The sequence below is a fragment of the Micromonospora sp. WMMD1120 genome (genome assembly GCF_029626235.1).
Taxonomy (GTDB): Bacteria; Actinomycetota; Actinomycetes; order Mycobacteriales; family Micromonosporaceae; genus Micromonospora.
On sequence record NZ_JARUBO010000005.1, the window covers coordinates 3,605,344 to 3,624,510 of the forward strand.

13 protein-coding genes and 1 pseudogene are annotated in these 19,167 nt (G+C 74.6%); 9 read left to right on the forward strand and 5 right to left on the reverse strand.

The window, feature by feature from the left end:
* Positions 1-27: 27 nt before the first annotated feature.
* From rimO to O7634_RS17030, 6 genes and pseudogenes are all read left to right on the forward strand, one after another.
* Complete coding sequence (gene rimO / locus O7634_RS17005) at positions 28-1,539, forward strand: 30S ribosomal protein S12 methylthiotransferase RimO (RefSeq protein ID WP_278151098.1); 1,512 nt, start codon at positions 28-30, stop codon at positions 1,537-1,539.
* Between the two features lie 77 nt (positions 1,540-1,616).
* Positions 1,617-2,207, forward strand: a complete 591-nt coding sequence (gene pgsA, locus O7634_RS17010) for a CDP-diacylglycerol--glycerol-3-phosphate 3-phosphatidyltransferase (RefSeq protein WP_278151099.1) — start codon at positions 1,617-1,619, stop codon at positions 2,205-2,207.
* 270 nt (positions 2,208-2,477) lie between these two features.
* Positions 2,478-2,996: pseudogene (locus O7634_RS17015) on the forward strand (CinA family protein); the annotation flags it as partial.
* A 501-nt stretch (positions 2,997-3,497) separates the two neighbouring features.
* Positions 3,498-3,932, forward strand: coding sequence for a helix-turn-helix transcriptional regulator (locus O7634_RS17020; protein WP_278151100.1), 435 nt, complete (start codon positions 3,498-3,500; stop codon positions 3,930-3,932).
* A 229-nt stretch (positions 3,933-4,161) separates the two neighbouring features.
* Positions 4,162-5,034, forward strand: a complete 873-nt coding sequence (locus tag O7634_RS17025; protein ID WP_278151101.1) for a PspA/IM30 family protein — start codon at positions 4,162-4,164, stop codon at positions 5,032-5,034.
* A gap of 23 nt (positions 5,035-5,057) precedes the next feature.
* Positions 5,058-5,843: a hypothetical protein gene (locus O7634_RS17030; RefSeq protein ID WP_278151102.1), complete on the forward strand. Its 786-nt coding sequence runs from the start codon at positions 5,058-5,060 to the stop codon at positions 5,841-5,843.
* An 8-nt stretch (positions 5,844-5,851) separates the two neighbouring features.
* Here the strand turns inward: O7634_RS17030 and O7634_RS17035 are convergent, their stop codons facing one another.
* Both O7634_RS17035 and O7634_RS17040 read right to left on the reverse strand, forming a co-directional pair.
* Positions 5,852-9,466: a hypothetical protein gene (locus tag O7634_RS17035; protein ID WP_278151103.1), complete on the reverse strand. Its 3,615-nt coding sequence runs from the start codon at positions 9,464-9,466 to the stop codon at positions 5,852-5,854.
* Between the two features lie 115 nt (positions 9,467-9,581).
* Complete coding sequence (locus O7634_RS17040) at positions 9,582-10,394, reverse strand: DNA-formamidopyrimidine glycosylase family protein (protein WP_278151104.1); 813 nt, start codon at positions 10,392-10,394, stop codon at positions 9,582-9,584.
* Between the two features lie 109 nt (positions 10,395-10,503).
* Here O7634_RS17040 and O7634_RS17045 point away from each other — a divergent pair, with 109 nt between their 5' ends.
* The gene (locus tag O7634_RS17045; RefSeq protein ID WP_278151105.1) at positions 10,504-11,769 is read left to right on the forward strand and encodes a hypothetical protein; all 1,266 of its coding nucleotides are present in this window, start codon (positions 10,504-10,506) and stop codon (positions 11,767-11,769) included.
* A gap of 26 nt (positions 11,770-11,795) precedes the next feature.
* Here O7634_RS17045 and O7634_RS17050 read toward each other — a convergent pair whose 3' ends face one another.
* Positions 11,796-12,017: a CPCC family cysteine-rich protein gene (locus tag O7634_RS17050; RefSeq protein ID WP_278151106.1), complete on the reverse strand. Its 222-nt coding sequence runs from the start codon at positions 12,015-12,017 to the stop codon at positions 11,796-11,798.
* Positions 12,018-12,063: 46 nt separating this feature from the next.
* On the reverse strand, positions 12,064-12,864 hold the full coding sequence (locus O7634_RS17055) for an SAM-dependent chlorinase/fluorinase (protein ID WP_278151107.1): 801 nt from the start codon (positions 12,862-12,864) through the stop codon (positions 12,064-12,066).
* Between the two features lie 149 nt (positions 12,865-13,013).
* Between O7634_RS17055 and O7634_RS17060 the strand changes: the two genes are divergently transcribed.
* Positions 13,014-13,604 (forward strand): hypothetical protein, encoded by a 591-nt coding sequence (locus O7634_RS17060; protein ID WP_278151108.1) that lies wholly within the window; start codon positions 13,014-13,016, stop codon positions 13,602-13,604.
* A 158-nt stretch (positions 13,605-13,762) separates the two neighbouring features.
* Here O7634_RS17060 and O7634_RS17065 read toward each other — a convergent pair whose 3' ends face one another.
* Positions 13,763-18,418, reverse strand: coding sequence for an ATP-dependent helicase (locus tag O7634_RS17065; protein ID WP_278151109.1), 4,656 nt, complete (start codon positions 18,416-18,418; stop codon positions 13,763-13,765).
* 175 nt (positions 18,419-18,593) lie between these two features.
* Here O7634_RS17065 and O7634_RS17070 point away from each other — a divergent pair, with 175 nt between their 5' ends.
* Entirely contained in the window at positions 18,594-18,980 is a 387-nt protein-coding gene (locus O7634_RS17070; protein WP_278151110.1) for a hypothetical protein, read from the forward strand.
* The last annotated feature ends 187 nt before the right edge of the window (positions 18,981-19,167 follow it).

Genomic DNA, 19,167 nt, shown 5'->3' on the forward strand with positions numbered 1-19,167 from the left:
CGTTCCCGGCTGGCCCGGTACCCTCGGATGGTGTCTGCCACCTCTCCTTCCGCCGCCGCTGACCACGCCGAGGGCCGTCGCGTCGCCCTGCTGACCCTGGGCTGTGCCCGCAACGAGGTCGACTCGGAGGAGCTGGCCGCCCGCCTGCACGCGGACGGCTGGCAGGTGACCACCGACGGCGAGGGCGCCGACGTGGTGGTCGTCAACACCTGCGGTTTCGTGGAGAAGGCCAAGCAGGACTCGATCCAGACGCTGCTCGCCGCCGCCGGCACGGGCGCGAAGGTGGTCGCCGCGGGCTGCATGGCCGAGCGGTACGGCCGGGAGTTGGCCGACAGTCTGCCCGAGGCGCAGGCGGTGCTGAGCTTCGACGACTACCCGGACATCGCGGCCCGACTGGACGCTGTCGTCGCCGGTGAGCAGGTTCCCGCGCACACCCCCCGGGACCGGCGGGAGCTGCTGCCGTTGACCCCGGTGCAGCGGCGCGACAGCGGGGTGTCGCTGCCCGGCCACGGCACCGTGACCCGCGCCGTTGTCGACACCGACGAGCACACCCCGGCGCACCTGCGACAGGTGCTGCGTCGCCGGCTGGACACCGGCCCCGTGGCCTCGCTGAAGCTGGCCAGCGGCTGCGACCGCCGCTGCGCGTTCTGTGCCATTCCGGCCTTCCGTGGGGCGTTCGTCTCGCGTACGCCGGACGAGCTGCTCGCCGAGGCGGAGTGGCTGGCCAAGACCGGCGTACGCGAGCTGGTGCTGGTCAGCGAGAACTCGACGTCGTACGGCAAGGACCTGGGTGACCCGCGCGCGCTGGAGAAGCTGCTGCCGCAGCTCGCGGCGGTGACCGGCATCGTCCGGGTGCGGGCGAGCTACCTCCAGCCGGCCGAGACCCGCCCCGGGCTGGTCGAGGCGATCGCCACCACGCCCGGCGTGGCCCCGTACTTCGACCTGTCGTTCCAGCACTCCAGCGAGCCGGTGCTGCGCCGGATGCGGCGGTTCGGCTCCACCGACCGGTTCCTGGAGCTGCTGGCGAGCGCCCGCGCGCTCGCCCCGGAGGCGGGCGCCCGGAGCAACTTCATCGTCGGCTTCCCCGGCGAGACCCGCGCCGACGTCGACGAGCTGGTCCGGTTCCTGACCGAGGCCCGGCTCGACGCGATCGGCATGTTCGACTACAGCGACGAGGACGGCACCGAGGCCGCCGGCCTGCCCGGCAAGGTATCCGCCGCGACGATCAAGCGGCGCTACGACCGGCTCAGCGCGCTCGCCGACGAGCTGTGCTCGCAGCGGGCCGAGGACCGGCTGGGCTCCACCGTCGAGGTGCTGGTCGACTCGATCACCGACGGCGTGGTGGAGGGCCGGGCGGCACACCAGGCGCCCGAGGTGGACGGCTCCACCACGCTCGTCGCGCCGGCCGAGGGCGGGGTCGACCTGGCCGCGCTGCGCCCCGGTGACCTGGTCCGCGCGACGGTGACCGGCACCGAAGGGGTGGACCTGCTCGCGGTGCCGGATGAGATGATCTCGGCGGCGCCCGGCGCGGCACGGTGACGGCGCGTCCGAGCGGAGCGGGGGAGCCAGGTGGTGGGGTGCCGGAAACGCCGCAGGGGGCCGAGCGGAGCCCGGCGGTGACCGAGGCGACGGAGTCGACGGCGGGCCGGGTGGTCGCCGTGGTGCCCGTCGTGAACGCGGCGAACGCGTTGACCGCGCTGCGGTTGGTGCTGGTGCCGGTCTTCGCCGCCTCGGTGATCGTGTCCGGAATGACCCACTCCGGTTGGCGCATCGCCGCCTGTCTGATCTTCGCGGTGGCCTCGGCGACCGACCTGGTGGACGGCTGGATCGCCCGCCGGTTCGGGCTGGTCACGTCGGTCGGAAAGGTGGCCGACCCGATCGCCGACAAGGCGCTCACCGGCGCGGCCCTGGTGCTGCTCTCCTGGTACGACCGGCTGCCCTGGTGGGTGACCGCGCTGATCCTCGTCCGCGAGCTGGGCATCACCGGGCTGCGGTTCTGGGTGATCCGGCACGGCGTGATCGCCGCCAGCCGAGGCGGCAAGGTCAAGACCGCGCTCCAGATCCTCGCCATCGCCTGGTACCTCTGGCCGATGCCCGACGCCCTCGCCGCCGTCGGCCCCTGGATCATGGGCGCCGCCGTCCTGGTCACCGTCGCCACCGGCTTCGACTACGTAGCTCAAGCCCTCCGCCTCCGCCGCCCCCGCTAAACCCCGCCGCCCGCCCTGCCCCCGCCCGCCCTGCCCCCGCCCGCCCTGCCCCCGCCCGCCCTGCCCCCGGCCCGGCCCCGTCCGGCCCAGTCCGTGTTGATCATGAAGTTAGCGTCATCTCACGTGGCGTGTCCTGGTCATAACCTCATGATCAACGGGGCAGGGCGGGACGGGGGCAGGGCGGGACGGGGGCAGGGCAGGACGGGGGCAGAGCCGGACGGGGGCAGGGTGGGCAGGGTTGGGGGGCGGCGGGTGGGGAAGGAACGGGTGATGCAGCGCGCGGCGGGATCTCCGGAGCCGGTGGGAGGCGGGGCGGACGACGCCACCGCGGGGAGCGCGGCGGCGGGGGTGGTGCACCGGCTGGTCCAGCGGCACGAGACCCTCGCCACCGTCGAGTCGCTCACCGGTGGGTCGTTGGCCTCGTCGATCGTGGACATCGCCGGGGTCAGCGCGGTCTACCGGGGTGGCCTGGTGGTCTACGCGACCGAGTTGAAGGGGACCCTGGCGGGCGTACCCGCTGATCTGTTGGCGGAGCGCGGCCCGGTGGACCCGGAGGTCGCGACGGCGCTCGCCGAGGGCGGCCGGGAGCGGTGCGGTGCGGACTGGGGTTTGGCCACCACCGGTGTCGCCGGCCCGGAGCCGCAGGACGACAAGCCTGTCGGTCTGGTCTACGTCGCGGTCGCCGGGCCGAACGGCAGCACCGTCCGCCGGCTCGAGCTGGGCGGCGGCCGGGACCACGTCCGCGCGGCGGCGGTGGTCGAGGCGCTGCGCCTGCTCGCCGAGCGGCTGCACGCCGCCGACCACGCCGACGCCGACGCCGACCACGCCTCCGCCGACGCCGGCCACGCCTCCGCCGACCAGGCCTCCGCCGACCACGCCGACGCCGACGCCGACCACGCCGACGCCGACGCCGACCACGCCGACGCCGACGCCGACCACGCCGACGCCGACGCCGACCACGCCGACGCCGACGCCGGCCACGCCGACGCCGACTCGGCGGAGGCCGACGAGGTGTACGCCGGCGCGGTGGACGTCGAGGTCACCCAGACCGACGCGGACGGGCCGGGTTCGGGTTCCCGGGCCGTGACGGGGGCGGCCCGGGGTGGCGCGGGAGCGGCCGGCGGCACCCACCGGTGACCGGGCTCCGGCGAATCGACGGGGCGGGGCGGGATGTCGCTGGGGCCCGCAACGGGTACGGTTGCGGGAAGGCTCCGACGTTCGGGGTCGGCGCGGCCCACCGCGACCGGCTGCCCGACGCCGGGCGCGAGGTATCCCTCAGGGGGAGGTGCGATGATCCTGCTACGCCGGGTGATCGGTGACGCACTGCGAGCGCGCCGGCAGGGGCAGCAGCGCACGCTGCGTGAGGTGTCCACCGCCGCCAACGTCAGCCTCGGCTACCTCTCCGAGATCGAGCGGGGGCACAAGGAGCCGTCCAGCGAGCTGCTGGCCGCGATCTGTGACGCCCTCGGCGCACGCCTGTCCGAGCTGCTGCGCGAGGTGAGCGATACGGTGGCGCTCGCCGAGCAGATGCCGGGGGTGCTGGTGCCGATGCCGGACGAGCCGGCCGAGGCGGCGTCCAAGAGCACCAACCGGGGTGTTCGCCAGGTCACCTCCGACGGCAAGGTCGCCGTCTCGGTCCGACAGGACTCGCCGCTCAAGGCCACGCTGCGCAGCACGCGGGTGCGCCCGACCGAGCGCGACCGGGACGTGGTCTGCGCCGCCTGACCCGCCGATCGCGTTGACGATGGGCGGGCTGGCACCGGCCGCGTAGGGTTGCTGGCAGGAGCTGCCGGTGCCGTCGACTACCGGTACGGGATGCCTCGGTGGCGTTCGACTGGGACGATGGAGGCCGGCCGGCTGTTTCGGCCGGTCCAGCCGACCTGGCTGTGCCGGTCCAGCCGACCCGGCCGACCCGGCTGTGGTGGAGCGACGCTACTGAGGGGATGTCGCGGATATGGCGAACCCGTTCGTCAAGGGTTGGAACTACCTGATGGCGCTCTTCGGTGCCAAAATCGACGAGCACGCCGATCCCAAGGTGCAGATCCAGCAGGCCATCGAGGATGCCCAGCGCCAGCACCAGGCGCTCGTCCAGCAGGCCGCCGCCGTGATCGGCAACCAGCGGCAGCTGGAGATGAAGCTGTCCCGGCAGATGTCCGAGGTCGAACGCTTGCAGGGCAACGCCCGGCAGGCCCTGGTGCTCTCCGACCAGGCCCGGGCCAAGGGCGACGAGGCCGAGGCGGCACGGTTCGAGCAGTCGGCGCAGACCCTGGCCACCCAGCTGGTCTCCGCCGAGCAGGCCACCGAGGATCTGAAGACCCTGCACGACCAGGCGCTGGGCGCCGCCGCCCAGGCCCGCCGCGCGGTCGAGAACAACTCGATGATCCTCCAGCAGAAGCTCGCCGAGCGCACCAAGCTGCTCAGCCAACTGGAGCAGGCCAAGATGCAGGAGTCGGTGGCCCGTTCGCTGGAGTCGATGTCCTCGCTGACCGCGCCGGGCACCACCCCCTCGCTGGACGAGGTGCGGGACCGCATCGAGCGCCGGTACGCCAACGCGATGGGTCGCGCCGAACTGGCCGGCAACTCCGTCGAGGGCCGTATGTTGGAGATCCAGAAGGCCACCATCGACTCGGCGGGCTCCGCCCGGTTGGAGCAGATCCGCTCCAGCATGGCCGGCGAGCAGCTCGGTGGCGCTGCGCAGCGGTCGGCCGTGCCGCAGGCCGAGAAGTCCGGCCCGGCCACCGACCCGACGGCCGCCGCCCGGCTGGACGAGCTGCGCGCCAGCATGGCCCGCGAGCGGGGCACCGGCGACCCGACCGCCGCCGGCTGAGCGACCGGATCGAGGAGGTCACCGTGGCAGACGAGCGGACCCGCTACTTCCGCAGGCTGGCTCGACTGCGCCGGTCCGCCCGCCGGTGGAGTGTGCTGGCCGGTGGGCTGGGTGGGGCGGCAGCGGTGCTCACTCCGTACGCCGGTCTCGGTCTGCCCGACGCGGCCTGGGCCGGCGCGGCGGGCAGTGCGGTGGCGCTCGCCGCCTGGCGCTGGATCGACGTGCGCGCCCTGGCCGCCCAGCCGGCGCCGCCGGCGCTCGACCCGGCCGAGGCGGCGGCCCGTTCGCGGGCCCGACTGGTGGCCGCCGTCGAGCGGCTGCCGGTCGGTCCAGGTGTGTTGGCCGAGGTCCGTCGGGTTCGGTCCCGGATCGCGCTGCGTGGCACTAGCGCCGGCGAGCAGTGGGCGCGGCTGGACCGGGCGGCGCTCACCCTGGCCGGAATGGCCCCGCGCCTCACCGGGCTGGCCGAGCCGGCGGTGGTGGAGGCCGCCGCCGCCGATCAGTCGTTGCGGGACCTGGCCGGGCGGGTGGCGAGCGTCGAACGTGCCCTGCGGCTGGCTCCGGCCGATGCCCGACCGTCGCTGGTCGAGGCGCACGCCGTGTTGACCGCCCAACTGAAGGACGGGGTGGCCGCCTACGAACGGCTCGTGGTCGCCGCCGCCGGTTACCTCGCCGAGGACGCCCGGCCGGACGCCGCCCACCCGGCCGCCGACCGGCTCACCGAGGCGACCGACCTGCTGCACGGTGTCGCCGGGGCGCTCGCCGAGCTACGCGCCGTGGGCACCCCGCTGCGCGCGCCGACCCGCTAGGTGTTCTGTCACTCCGGTGTCGTCACCACCACGGGCCCGCTGTACGGGGAACTGCCGACGACGTTGAACGACCGGATCCGGTAGTGGTAGGTGACGCCCCGGACCAGCCCGGTGTTGGTGAAGCCCCGGCCGGTCACCGTGAAGATCGCCACCTCCCGGTCGAACGCCGGGTCGAGAGCCCGCTGCACGACGAACCCCGCCCCCGGGCCGGTGGGTGTGGTCGCCGCCCAGGTCAGGGCCACTGTCGCGGTGTCCGGCCCCGGCGTGCTGACGGTGGCCGCCACGGCGGTGGGCGTGCCCGGAACGGGCGGCGAGGTCACCGTGGCGACCGTCGACCATGCCGAGGCGGCGCCCAGGTAGGTGGTCCGCACCCGGTAGTAGTAGGTCGTGTCCGGGGCGACGGTCGAGTCCAGGTGGTTGTCCCCGACCCCGATCGCCGTGGTCCCCGGCCCGCTGGTGAACGTCGGGTTGGTGGCCCGCTGCACGTCGATGCCGGTGGCGAACGACCGGTTGGTCCAGCGCAGCGCCACGCGCAGCGGGGCGGCCGGCGGGAGCGCCGCGACCAGGCCGTACGGCGCGGTCAGGTGCACCGAGGCGGGCACCCCGTTGGACCAGGAGGAGTAGCTCACCGCGTTCTCCGCCCGGATCCGGTAGTGGTAGGTCACTCCCGGGGTGACTGTGGCGTCGACGTACCGGGTGGCGGCGGCCGCCACGGTGATCGTGGTGACCTCGCCGCCGAAGGTCGCCTCGGTGGCCCGTTGCAGCAGGTGACTGGTTGCGGCCGGGCGGCCGCCGTTGCTGGTCCAGGCCAGCGCGATCGCCGGTAGCGCGGTGGCCGAGCCGGGCACCGGCGTGGCGGTCAGGCCGGTCGGCGCCTTCGGGGCCACCCGCAGCACCAGCGGCCGGGTCATCCCGCCGTCGCGGTGCCCGGCGAGCTGGCTGTGCCAGCGGTACTCCCAACCGAGGTTGACCAGGTGGTTGACCACCGAGGCGGGTCGCCCGTCCGCCGGGCTGATCGGGGTCGACCCGGTTCGGGCCCCGGCCGGACGACAGGGATCGAGGAGCCGGACGCTGTCGCCCAGCTTGAACGGCAGGGCCGGCGCGACCGGGCGCAGCGCCACCACCACGTCCTCGCGGGGGTTCACCCGGACGATCCCCTTCCAGCCCAGTTCCGTGTCGTGCGGGGGCCGCAGCGTGCCGTCCCAGCCGACCCGGTTGACCACCTGCACGTCACAACCGCCGAAGTGCAACGGCTCGGTCTGTCGTACGTTGCCGCTGATCCGCCACAGCTGGGTGCCGTCGCTGGGAGCGCCGACCGGCGTGGCGGGGTCGGTGGCGAACAGCACCTCGGTGACCGGGTCGGTCGGGCCGAGCGGCAGGGTGGTCGGGTGCAGCGGGCCGGCGTGCGGGTGTCCGACGCCGAGCCGCCCGGTCAGCCGCCCATGATCCGGCTCGAAGGCCGGCTGCGCGGACTTCACCAGCACCGGCAGCGTCACCGGGCCGGTCCCGTCCGCCGGTGTGAACGTCACGCTGCTGGCGTGCACCGGCACCGTCGTCACCGTCGTGGTGCGGGTGCCGAACGCCGGGTCGTACGCCGGTTGCGGCACGATCGGTGGGCGCTGGCTGGCCGCGTACGCCAGGGGGAGGCGCGCCCGCAGCCGGTCCCTGTCGTAGGTCGGCGCGGGCACCCCGCGGACCCGGAACTGGAGCAGGGTACGGGTGTTCGGACCGTACCCCGGCTCGGTGCCCGGTGGGCCGCCCTCGGCGGTCCGGTCCGGCGCGTCGGTGTGCTGGTCGTAGCGGTTGTCGAAGCCGGGCAGCGGGGCCGGCGCGTCGTTGTACAGGATGAGCGTGCTGCCCGGCGGCACCGCGGAGAAGTCGACGAGCACGTCGGTGCGTTCGCCCGGGGCGAGCAGCAGGGTGTGCCCGTCGACGTTGAGCACCGTCGGGTCGAGCCGGTCGTAGCGGTAGCCGATCGGCCGGTTCGGCAGCACCACGGGGGCGGGCAGCAGGCCGGCCTCGTTGCCGATCTGGACGAACTCCGGCCCGGCGGCGCGCGGGTCCGGCACGCCGCCGTCGCGGCCGTCGGTGGGCCATCCCGCTGGCCGGTCCGCCGCCCGTACGGCGGGCACCATCGGCACCTCACCGGCGTCGGCGTCGGCGAGCACGCCGTCGGCGGTCCACATCGGCGCGTCGGAGCGGGCCCGGTAGAGCTGGAGGTTGAGGCTGCGGTCCAGGCACGCGTTGAGGATCCGGAACCGGTACGCCCGCGGCGCGACCTCCAGGTACGGGTAGGCGACGCCGTTGACCAGCGGGGTGTCGCCGTACGCCTCGGGGACGGCGGACGGGTGCGGTAGGGCGGGGCTCAGCGGCGGCTCGTCCGGCGCGCCGACCGGGTCGTGGTGCGGGTTGGGTGCCGGGTCGACGAGGCGCGCGTCGTCCGGCGCGGGGTCGCGCGACCAGGGGCCGTAGCCCCACCGGCCGGTCGGGTTGCGCCCCGTCGGGTGGTACGGGTTCTGCCGGGGTTGGTAGACGTGGGGGTGCCACAGGCTGCCCCGGGCGCCCCAGCGTTCCCGGTCCCAGGTCGGGTCCTCGGCGGCGAGTTGGGCGTCGTCCGGGACGAACGTCTTGTCCTCGATCACCAACGGCAGTTGGTCGGCCGGCAGCACCCCGTCGGCCACGAGCTGATCCTCGACCGGATCGGTGAGCAGGTAGAGCGCGAGCTGTCCGCCGTAGACGGTGAGCCGGGCCAGGCCGAGGGTGTTGTCGTGCCACCACAGCAGCCGGCCGCTCTGCTCGTTGGGGAAGTAGAGCGTTGTCGCCCCGGCGCCGGGCGGCGGCATGTCCGGCACGTGGGTCAGGCCGGGCCCGCCGGGGTACGGGGTGATCTCCCCGGCGGGGGTGATCCACTGCCCGGGGTTGCCCGCGCTGGTCCAGCCGGTCTGCGCCCCGGCCAGGTGCAGCACCGCCCGGTTCTGCGGGTACGGCGCCGGTCCGTCCAGCGGGCCGAGCCCGGCGCCCTCGACGGTGTCGTCGACGGGTAGGAACAGCTCACCGGCCCGGCCGGTGGGGAGCTGGTTGATGAACTTCACCCGGACCGGTCGTCCCCGGCGGGCGAGGATCAGCGGGCCGAGGTGCCAGGGCCGTTCCGGTGGCGCGACGGTGTTGTGCCCCTGGGCGTCGGTGCCGAGGTTGAGCTGCCGGTAGCCGCGCAGTCGGGTGGCCGGCAGGTCCCGGTGCAGTCGTTGCGCGTACTCCTGGAGGCCGATCTCGTAGTAGTCGCAGCCGGGGTAGGTGATCGTGTCCGGCGTGGCCACCGGCAGGTGGCCGCCGGACGCGGTGCGGCCCGGTGGCCCGGGGACGGGCAGCGGGTCGACGAACTTGCGCAGCCCGGTGCCCGCGACCACCCGCCCGTCGGGGTCGCGCTCGGGGCGGGGGCTGTGCGCGAAGTTCGGCACCGGCCCGAAGTAGTGGGGCCGCACGGCCGGGTCGAGGCTCGGCGCGGGGGCGGTCGTCTCGGCGGTACGCGCGGTCGGCACCGTCGCGGCTTGGCCGTGCGCGCCGTCGGTGCCGCGGCTGGCCCGCTCGAAGAAGGTGGAGCGGAGTCTGCGGAACATCGCCATGACTCTCCCCGGTTCGGGGCACGAGGTCGGCCACCCCGGTGTGGGGACCCCGGCACTCTGCTGACGGTCGGTGAGCGCTCAACCGCAGCATGCGACGTCGGCGGCCGGATAGGAATTACCCAATCGTCCGTTTCTGCGCCGGGTTCTCCGGCTGGCAGGTCGGGCACCAGTAGGTGACCCGCTCACCCAGCTCCTCCTTGCGGATGGCGGTGCCGCAGCGGCGGCAGGGCTGGGCGCGGCGGCCGTACACGTAGCTGGTCTGCCCCCGGTGCAGCGAGCCGGTGCTGCTCTGCGTCCATCGGCCACGGTTGGCGGCGAGCAGCCGCTGCGCGAGGGTCACCAGGCCGGGCAGGTCGGGCACCGCGGCGACCGGCGTCCACGGGGACACCCCACGCAGGAACAGCACCTCACACTTGTAGAGGTTGCCCACGCCGGCCAGGTTGCGCTGGTCGAGCAGCGCCTCGCCGATGCTCTGGTCGCCGTGGTCGGCGAGGCGTCGGACCGCCTCCGCCGGGTCCCAGTCGCCGCCGAGCAGGTCCGGGCCGAGGTGCCCGACCAGCCGGTCCTCCTCGGCAGTCGGCACCAGCGCCATGTCGTGCAGGTGGTAGCCGACAGCGACAGCGCCGGGACTGCGCAGCACCACCCGGATCAGGTGCGCGGGTCGCCCGCTCCAGCGCTCCCCGGGCGCGTAGGCCCGCCAGGCGCCGTCCATCCGCAGGTGCGAGTGCAGGGTCCAGGGCGCCCCGTCCGGGTTGGTGAGCCGGAGCAGCAGGTGTTTGCCGCGGCTGGCCGACTCGCCGACGGTCCAGCCGGCGAGGTCGGTGGTGGCGAGCTGCGGCACCCGAAAGTCACTGCTCGTGATCCGCGCGCCGGCGAGCGCGCGGTGCAGCACGCGCGCGGTGTTCCAGACGGTGTCACCCTCGGGCATCCTGCCATCCTCCCTCTTTTGAGCAGGATTCGCATGTGTCGCTATTTGTAGCCAGGTTCCTCATGATCTCCTGACATGCGAGGGTCAGGGTGTTCTGAGGAGAATGCCCATGACGCGACCCCGTTGTCATACCCTGTCCGCCATCCTCGTCGCCACCCTCGCCCTCCTGCTCGCCAGCACCCTCCTACCCACCGTCGGCGCTGTGCCGGCCGCCCCCGCCCCCGACACCCCGATCACCCTCACCGCCGCCGGTTCCTGGGCCGAGCGGTGGAGCGCCGACCTCTCGGCCGTCGACCGCGACGACGTCAACGTCCGCCGGACCACCGCCGGTCTACGGCTGCGGGAGGCCCGACCCACCGGGCGCGGCGCCGGCAGCCCGCACAGCGCCGTCGCCGACGGCATGCTGCTGACCGCCCCCCGCGTCCTCGCCCGGCCGGCCACCCGGGTACGTGCCGAGGTCAGCGCCTCCGTTCCGCGCGGCGCCGTGGTCGAGGCGCAGGTGCGTGGTTGGCGGGCCGCCGGCTGGACGGAGTGGCGGGCGGCGACCGCCGGCGCGGCCTTCGACCAGCCGGTCACCCGGGTGCAGGCCCGCGTGGTGCTGACCGCCTCACCCTCCGGCGCCACCGCGACGGTACGCGCCGTGCGGCTCACCGCCGACGCCACCGCCGCCGTGGCCGCCGCCACCCCCGGCCGGACCTACCGGGTGTACGCGACGCGCATCGGTCTGGTGGGAGAGTTGACCGCCAACGGACGTACCGTCCAACCCCGGGACCATTTCGTGGCGTTGCCGTCGCGACGCGGCCTCTCCCCGCTGAACACCGGCGACTACACGGTACGGGTGTGCACCACCACCGGCTCCCGCTGCGAGTACGCGCCGGTCTGGGACGTCGGCCCGTGGAACACCCGCGACGACTACTGGAACCCCTCCTCGGTGCGGGAGAACTGGAAGAACCTGCCGCAGGGGTTGCCCGAGGCGCAGGCCGCGTACCAGTCCGGCTACAACGCGGGGCGGGACCAGTTCGGCCGGACCGTGCTCAACCCGGCCGGCATCGACCTGGCCGACGGCACCTTCTGGGACGGGTTGCGGCTGACCACCAACGCCTGGGTTGATGTCGCCTACCTGTGGACCGGGGGCGGGCCGCGCGGCGTGGTCGGCGACGGGCCGCTGAACATCCGCACCGGGGCCAGCACGTCGGCATCGATCCGCGGTCTCGCCGCCCGGCTGGCCCACGTGCCGATCGAGTGCTACGTCGTCGGCCAGTTGGTCGCCGGCCCCTACCGCACCACCAGCCGTTGGAACCGCCTGGCCGCCGGGCAGTACGTCAGCCACGCGTACATCTCGGCGGTGTACGGCGGCAGCGTGCCGGTCTGCTGAGCCACACCCGCCCGTCGGGCGTCGCGTCAGGGGCGCTCGTCGGGGCGGGCCGCGCGCACCATGTCCTGGTAGCGGGGGTGGCTGGCGCCGTAGACGGCGTAGTTGAGTCGGGCGTGCGACAGGCTCAGGTCGCCGTTGGGGCCACCCCGGACGACGTCGGCGTCGGCGTCGCTCTGGCCGTCGTCGGTCCAGAAACAGACCGGGCAGGTGCCGCCGCCGGTCCGGGACGCGCAGCAGGGACAACGCACAGGCACACCGTGTTCACCCACCGGGGAAGCATTCCACAGTCGAACGTCAGCCCGATACCCGCAGCAGGTCCCCGGGGGACACCCGGAGGAGGTCAACCGCCCGTCCGCCGTTGACGGCGACCGCCACCAGGCCGGCCGAGTCGACGTACGCCACCAGTCCGCCGGCCGGGGCGTCGCCGAACGTCAGTCCGCGTACCGCCGTACGGGCCGCCGCCGGTTCCGGCGGGCGCACCCGGAGCGTGCTCGGCAGCACGGTGAGTAGGTCGGCGGGCGCGGCGAGCTGGACGTTGCCGAAGTGGTCGACGGTCAGCACCTCGGCGGTGAACCCGTCGGCGTCCCGGGTGAGCGTCGGCGTCGGCAGCCGTACCAGTCGGGCCGGGTCCACCGGGGTCCCCGCCTCGGCCAGCGGCGCGCCGAGGGCAAGCTGGGCCGCCACCGGCGCGAAGACATCCCGACCGTGGAAGGTGCGGGACACCCGGCTGGCCTGCCAGCGCGGCTCGGTCAACTCGACCGCGTCGGTCACCCCGCCGAGGGCGGTGGCGGCGTCGAGCAGCAACCCGTTGTCCGGACCGACCAGGAAGCCATCCGGGGTGGCGAGCGCGACGCCCCGCCGGGCGGTGCCCACCCCCGGATCGACCACCGCCACGTGCACCCCCACCGGCAGGTACGCGACTGTCTGCGCCAGCACTGCCGCACCCCGCCGGACATCGGCCGGCGGCACCAGGTGGGTCACGTCGATCACCCGGGCGGCCGGCGCGATCCGGGCGATCACCCCGTGGCAGGCGGCGACGAAGCCGTCGGTGAGGCCGTAGTCGGTGGTCAGCGAGATCCAGGGCGTGGCGGACATGCCCGCAGGTTAACCCCCTGCGCCGGTGCGTCGTTCCAGGACGAGTTCGTACCGGCCGACGAGCGGTCGACCGGTGCTGGCGGATTCGCGATAGTGCGGTGACCGACCGGCCCCTCGCGCGGCCGGTCCCGGTTGGGCAGACTGCGCAGGTGACAGTTCGGAACCTGCCCGCCGTCGGAGTCCTGCTGTTCGTCGTCGCCCTCACCACCGGCTGCGGCGGTGCTGACGACGCCGACCCGTCGACGGCGGCGCCCAGCGTCTCGTCCGTGTCGGCCCCGGCGGCGACCGGTCTCCCAGAAGCGCCGACTCCCTCGGCGGCGGCGTCCGGCGCCGGCCAGGTCGCGCCCCCGACGACCGCGCCGTCTGTCGCGCCGCAGGGGCCCACCCAGCATCGGCCGGCCAGCCCGTCGCCTGTGGTGCTGCCGCAACGGCCGGCCGGCGCGCCGGGCGCGACGCAGGTGGTCGACGCGTTCAGGAAGGCCGGTCTGAAGGTGCCCTCCCCGAAGGACCGCTCGGTCGACTGTGGCCCCGACGGGCTCGGGCTGGGCTGCTCCGAGATCGTCGCCACCGGCGCCGTCACCGTGTACGTGTTCCCCGACGAGACCAGCGCCAGCGACATCGCCGACACCTGGGGCGGCCAGTCGTACCGGCGCGGCGCGGTGGTGCTCAACTATCTGGAGGCGCGGACCCCGGCCGCCGACCGGCCACGCTACGAGAAGGTCCTCAACAGTCTCGGCTGAGCGGTCCGGGGCCGGTGTTACTGCGGAGCGGTATGACTGTGAGGCATAAATATGACACCGAGGTATACCGGCTGACGAGGTGACGGCAGCCCGGCGTTGCTCCGCGTCGGGCGCGAGTGGCCGTCTGGCGTTGCTCCGCGTCAGGCGCGAGCGGACGGTCAGCCGCGTAGGCGCAGGCCGCGCGGGGTGGCCCGGAAACCGGCGGTTGTCAGCGCGTCACGCAGGGGCGAGGAGTGCACCGCCTCGCCGTCGGCACGCTCCACCGACATCGCGCCGAGGGCTCCGGAGTGGACGGCGTCGGCGAGCGCCTTGCCGGCCGCGGCGAGCGTGTCGGTGTCGTCGGTGAAGGACAGCAGCGTCCGGCCGCCGCGCTCGACGTAAAGCACGAGATCGCCGCCCACCTGCACCACCAGGGCACCCGCCTTGCGGCCGGCCCGGTGCCCGGTCGCCGGTGCGGTGCCGTCGCCGGAGTCGACCACCCGCTCCGGCCAGGGCAGCGCCGCGCCGTAGGGGTTGGCGGGATCGGTGGCGGCGAGCACAGTGGCGGGCGCGCCCCGGCCCCGGCCGCCGTCGGTCGGCTCGGCCAGCGCGCGGAGCCGATCCACGGCGCCGGGCACCGCGAACTGCGCCGCGCCGAGGCCCTCGACGAAGTAGCCCCGGCGGGCCGCGCCGCGCTCCTCGAGCGCGGACAGCACCGGGTAGACCGCCGAGAACCCGCCGACCACCTGCTCGGCCAGCACCGCGCCGCGGGTGACGACCCCGTGTCGCTCCAGCAGCAGGTCGGCGAGGGCGGCGGCCCGACGGGTCGGGTCGAGGTCCCGATCGGGCAGGCGCGACCAGCGGCCCGCCACGGTCGGCGGACCACCACGGGCGGGCAGCGCCACCCTGCCGGGTCGCCGGTAACGGGTGCGGGGCGCGGACGGCCGGGAGCGGTGCGCGCCCCCGGCGCCGAGCACCGCGCGCAGCGGCGCGAGGGTGTCGTTGGTGAGGTGCCCCGCCCAGACCAGGTCCCAGATCACACCGGTCAGGGCGGCGTCGTCTGTCGCACCGACCCGGTCGGCGAGCGAGCGGAAGAACAACGCCTGGCCGTCGCCGAGCGCGTCCAGCACCGCCTCGTGCAGCGGGGTGCGGGTCAGCGCCTCGTCGGGCGGCGGAAGCAGCAGCGGCGCGGCGTCCGCGTACGCCAGGGTGACCCAGCCGTCACCGCCGGAGATCGCGCCCGACCCGGCCCAGACGACCTCACCGCTCGCGCACAACTCGTCGAGGTGCGCGGGGGAGTAGTCGGCGACCCGCGCGGGCAGCACCAGCCGCTCCAGGGCGGACGCCGGCACCGCCGCGCCCTGCAACTGCTCCACCGTCGCGGCGAGCGCTTCGACACCCCGGGCGGACGAACCCACCTGCTGCCAGCGCGGCAGGAACGTGGCGAGCGCCCGGGGCGGCACCGGCTCGATCTCGCGGCGCAGCGCGGCGAGCGAGCGACGGCGCAGCATCCGCAACACCTCGGCGTCGCACCACTGCGCGCCGGTCGAATCCGGCGTGAACTCGCCGGACACCACACGCCCGGTGGCGCCGAGCCGGCGCAGCGCCTGCTCGACCACGAACACGCCGAGCCCGAAGCGTGCCGCGCAGCTCGCGGCGGCGAACGGCCCGTGGGTACGCGCGTAGCGGGCCACCAGGTCGCCGAGCGGGTCGGCCACCGGGGCGAGGTACGCCTCGGCCACCCCCACCGGCAGCGCCACACCCAGGGCGTCGCGCAGCCGGGCGGCGTCCTCCACACCGACCCAGCGCTGCTCGCCCGCGATGCGGACCCGCAGCACCCGACGGGTCGCCTCCAGCTCGCTGAGCCACGTCTCGGGCACGCCCCGCTCGGTCAGCTCGGCGTCGCTCAGGTCACCGAGCACCCGTAGCAGCTCGACGACGTCCTCGGCGTCGCGGGGCCGGCGCTGCTCGGTCAGCCAGCGCAGCTGCCGGTCGGTCTCGTCGAGCACCGCCGGGTCCAGCAACTCGCGCAGGTCGACCCGGCCGAGCAGTTCACCGAGGAGCGTGGAGTCCAGCGCGAGCGCGGCCGCGCGACGCTCGGCCAGCGGGGCGTCGCCCTCGTAGAGGAACGCGCCGACGTAGCCGAAGAGCAACGACCGGGCGAACGGCGACGGCGCGCTGGTCTCCACCTCGACCAGCCGCACCTTGCGGGTGGCCAGGTCACGCATCAGGTCGGCTAGCGCCGGCTGGTCGAAGACGTCCTGGAGGCACTCCCGGGCCGCCTCCAGCGTGACCGGGAAGTCCGCGTACTCGCGGGCGACGTCGAGTAGTTGCGCGGCGCGCTGCCGCTGCTGCCAGAGCGGCTGACGGCGGCGCGGGTCGCGGCGGGGCAGCAGCAGTGACCGGGCCGCGCACTCCCGGAACCGGGCGGCGAAGAGGGCGGAGGTGCCGACCGACTCCTCCACGAGCTGGGTGATCTCGTCCGGCTCGAAGACCACCACGTCGGCGCCGGGCGGCTCGTCGGCGGTGTCGGGCAGGCGCACCACGATGCCGTCGTCCGAGGGCATCACCTGGGCGTCCACCCCGTAGCGTTCGGCCAGCCGGCGGCCCACGGCGAGCGCCCACGGTCCGTTGACCCGGGCGCCGAGGACGCTGTGCACGGCCAGCCGCCAGTCGCCCAGCTCGTCGCGGAACCGCTCGACCACTATCGTCCGGTCGTCGGGCAGCGAGCGGGTGGCCTCGCGCTGGTCACGGAGGTAGGCCAGCAGGTTGCCGGCGGCCCAGTCGTCCAGCCCGCCGTCACGCAGCGCGGTCAGCGCCGCCTCGTCACCCTGCCGCAGCAGGGTGCGGACCCGGGCGCCGATGGCCCGGCCCAGCTCCACCGGCCGCCCCAACTGGTCGCCCTTCCAGAACGGCATGCGTGCGGCCTGCCCGGGCGCCGGCGAGACCAGCACCCGGTCGGGGGTGATGTCCTCGATCCGCCAGGAGGAGGAGCCGAGCAGGAAGACGTCGCCGACCCGCGACTCGTAGACCATCTCCTCGTCCAGCTCGCCGACCCGGGCGGCCCGCTCCGCGCCGGCCAGGAAGACGCCGAACAGACCCCGGTCGGGAATGGTGCCGCCGCTGGTCACCGCGAGCCGCTGCGCGCCGGGGCGGCCGGTGAGCTGGTCGGTCGCCCGGTCCCAGACCAGGCGGGGGCGCAGCTCGGCGAAGGCGGTGGACGGGTAGCGGCCGGAGAGCATGTCCAGCACGGCGTGCAGCGCCGAGTCGGGCAGCTCGGCGAAGGGCGCGGCGCGACGGACCAGCGTGGCCAGGTCGGCGAGCGGCCACGGCTCCAGCGCCACCATCGCGACGATCTGCTGGGCCAGCACGTCCAGCGGGTTGCGCGGGTAGTGCAGCTCCTCGATCGCGCCCTCGGTCATCCGCTCCGCGACCACCGCGCAGGAGAGCAGGTCGCCCCGGTGCTTGGGGAACACCACGCCACGGGAGACGGCGCCCACCTGGTGCCCGGCCCGGCCGACCCGTTGCAGCCCGGCGGCCACGCTCGGCGGGGCCTCGACCTGCACCACCAGGTCGACGGCGCCCATGTCGATGCCCAACTCCAGGCTGGAGGTGGCCACCACCGCCGGAAGCTGACCGGACTTCAACGCCTCCTCGATGTGCTTGCGCTCCTCCCGCGAGACGCTGCCGTGGTGGGCACGGGCGATCACGGGGGTGGCGCCGCCGGCCGCGCCGGACTGGGCCATCACCTCGGCCGGTGGCCGGTTGCGCAGCGGACCGGCCGGGCCACCCCACCGCTGCCCGCCGGTCGCCGGGCCGGTGTCACCCGCGCGGTCGTCACCCGGGAACGACCCCTCCGGTACGCCGGCGGACGCGGCCTCCACCTCCTCGGCGGCCAGCTCGTTGAGGCGGGCGCAGAGGCGTTCGGCGCTGCGCCGCGAGTTGGTGAAGACGATCGTCGAACGGTGCTGCCCGATGAGGGAGAAGACCCGCTCCTCCACCGCCGGCCAGATCGACGCCCGGCGCGGGCCCGGCCCACCGAGGTCGTCCTCCGGTGGCTGCTCATGCTCGTCGAGGCGGGTCATGTCCTCGACCGGGACCTGCACGCTGACCTCGATGGTCTTCGGCGTGGCCGGCTGCACCACGTCGACCGGGCGGGCCCCGCCGAGGAACCGCGCGCACGCGTCGATCGGCCGGACGGTGGCCGATAGGCCGATGCGCTGCGCCGGGGCGGGGAGCAACTCGTCGAGGCGTTCGAGGGAGAGCGCGAGGTGCGCGCCCCGCTTGCTGCCGGCCACCGCGTGCACCTCGTCGACGATGACCGTCTGGACGCCGCGCAGCGAGTCGCGGGCCGCCGAGGTGAGCAGCAGGAACAGCGACTCCGGTGTGGTGATGAGGATGTCGGGTGGGGTGCGGGCGAAGGCCCGTCGCTCGTCTGCGGGGGTGTCGCCGGTGCGCATGCCGACGGTGATGTCGGGCGGCGTGACCCCCAGCCGGGTGGCCGCCTGGCGGATGCCGGCCAGGGGGGCGCGCAGGTTGCGCTCGACATCGACGGCGAGGGCCTTGAGCGGGCTGACGTAGAGCACCCGGCACCGTTGGCGGGCCTCGGCCGGCGCGGGCTCCCGGGCCAGCCGGTCCAGTGACCAGAGGAACGCCGCCAGCGTCTTTCCGGAGCCGGTGGGCGCCACCACGAGGGCGTTGCGGCCGGCGGCGACCGACCGCCACGCGCCGGTCTGCGCGGCGGTGGGCGCGGCGAAGGCGGCGTCGAACCAGGCGCGGGTCGCCGCGCCGAACCCGGCGAGCACCGCGCCGGCGTCTGCGTCTGCCCCGGTCACCGGTACATGGTGCCCCGCCGGTACGACAACCACGAGCGGTCCGCTGCGGAATAACCCCACAAAAAGCAGAAAGCGTGGAAGGTGCGCTTAGACCGTTAAGTCTCACTTAACTGCTTGCTTCTACAGAGCAACATAAAGTAACTTCACTCGCAACGCGAACCGGGGTGGGGGTGTGATGGCTGGCGAGCGGCGCATCGTCGAAGCGGGCACCGACGTGCTGATTCGCAAGGTCGACAGCCACCTCGCCGCGCTCCGTGCCGGCCTGCACGGCCCCGAGTTGGCGCTCGCCGAGCGCCTCGCCGACTGCCTGCGTGAGCTGGTGCTGTGCACCGCCCAGGCCAGTGCCGCCGACCGGGGTCAGGTCCGGGTCGCCGTGCACTACTTCGTGCTGCGGCGGGAGAGCCGGGGCCGACTGCTCTCGGTGCGGTCGCTGACCGCCGCGGAGCGGGTGATCGGCCGGGTCGCGCGTCAGCTCGGTCGAGCCGACCTGCTCGCCGACCCCAACCCCGGCCACCAGGCCCCCGAGAACACCCACCCCCTCGGCGACCCGCTGCTGCGCTGACCCCTCCCATCCCTGACCCCTCCCTCCCCGCGATCTTGCACTAGCTGCGGCGGCATAAGGGGCATTCCGCGCATCTCGACAACCAAAACTGCAAGATCGCGCGGGTGAGGGGTGAGGGGTGAGGGGTGAGGGGTGAGGGGTGAGGGGTGAGGGCTGCGGCTTGGGGGCGTGGGGTGCGGTGCGGGGG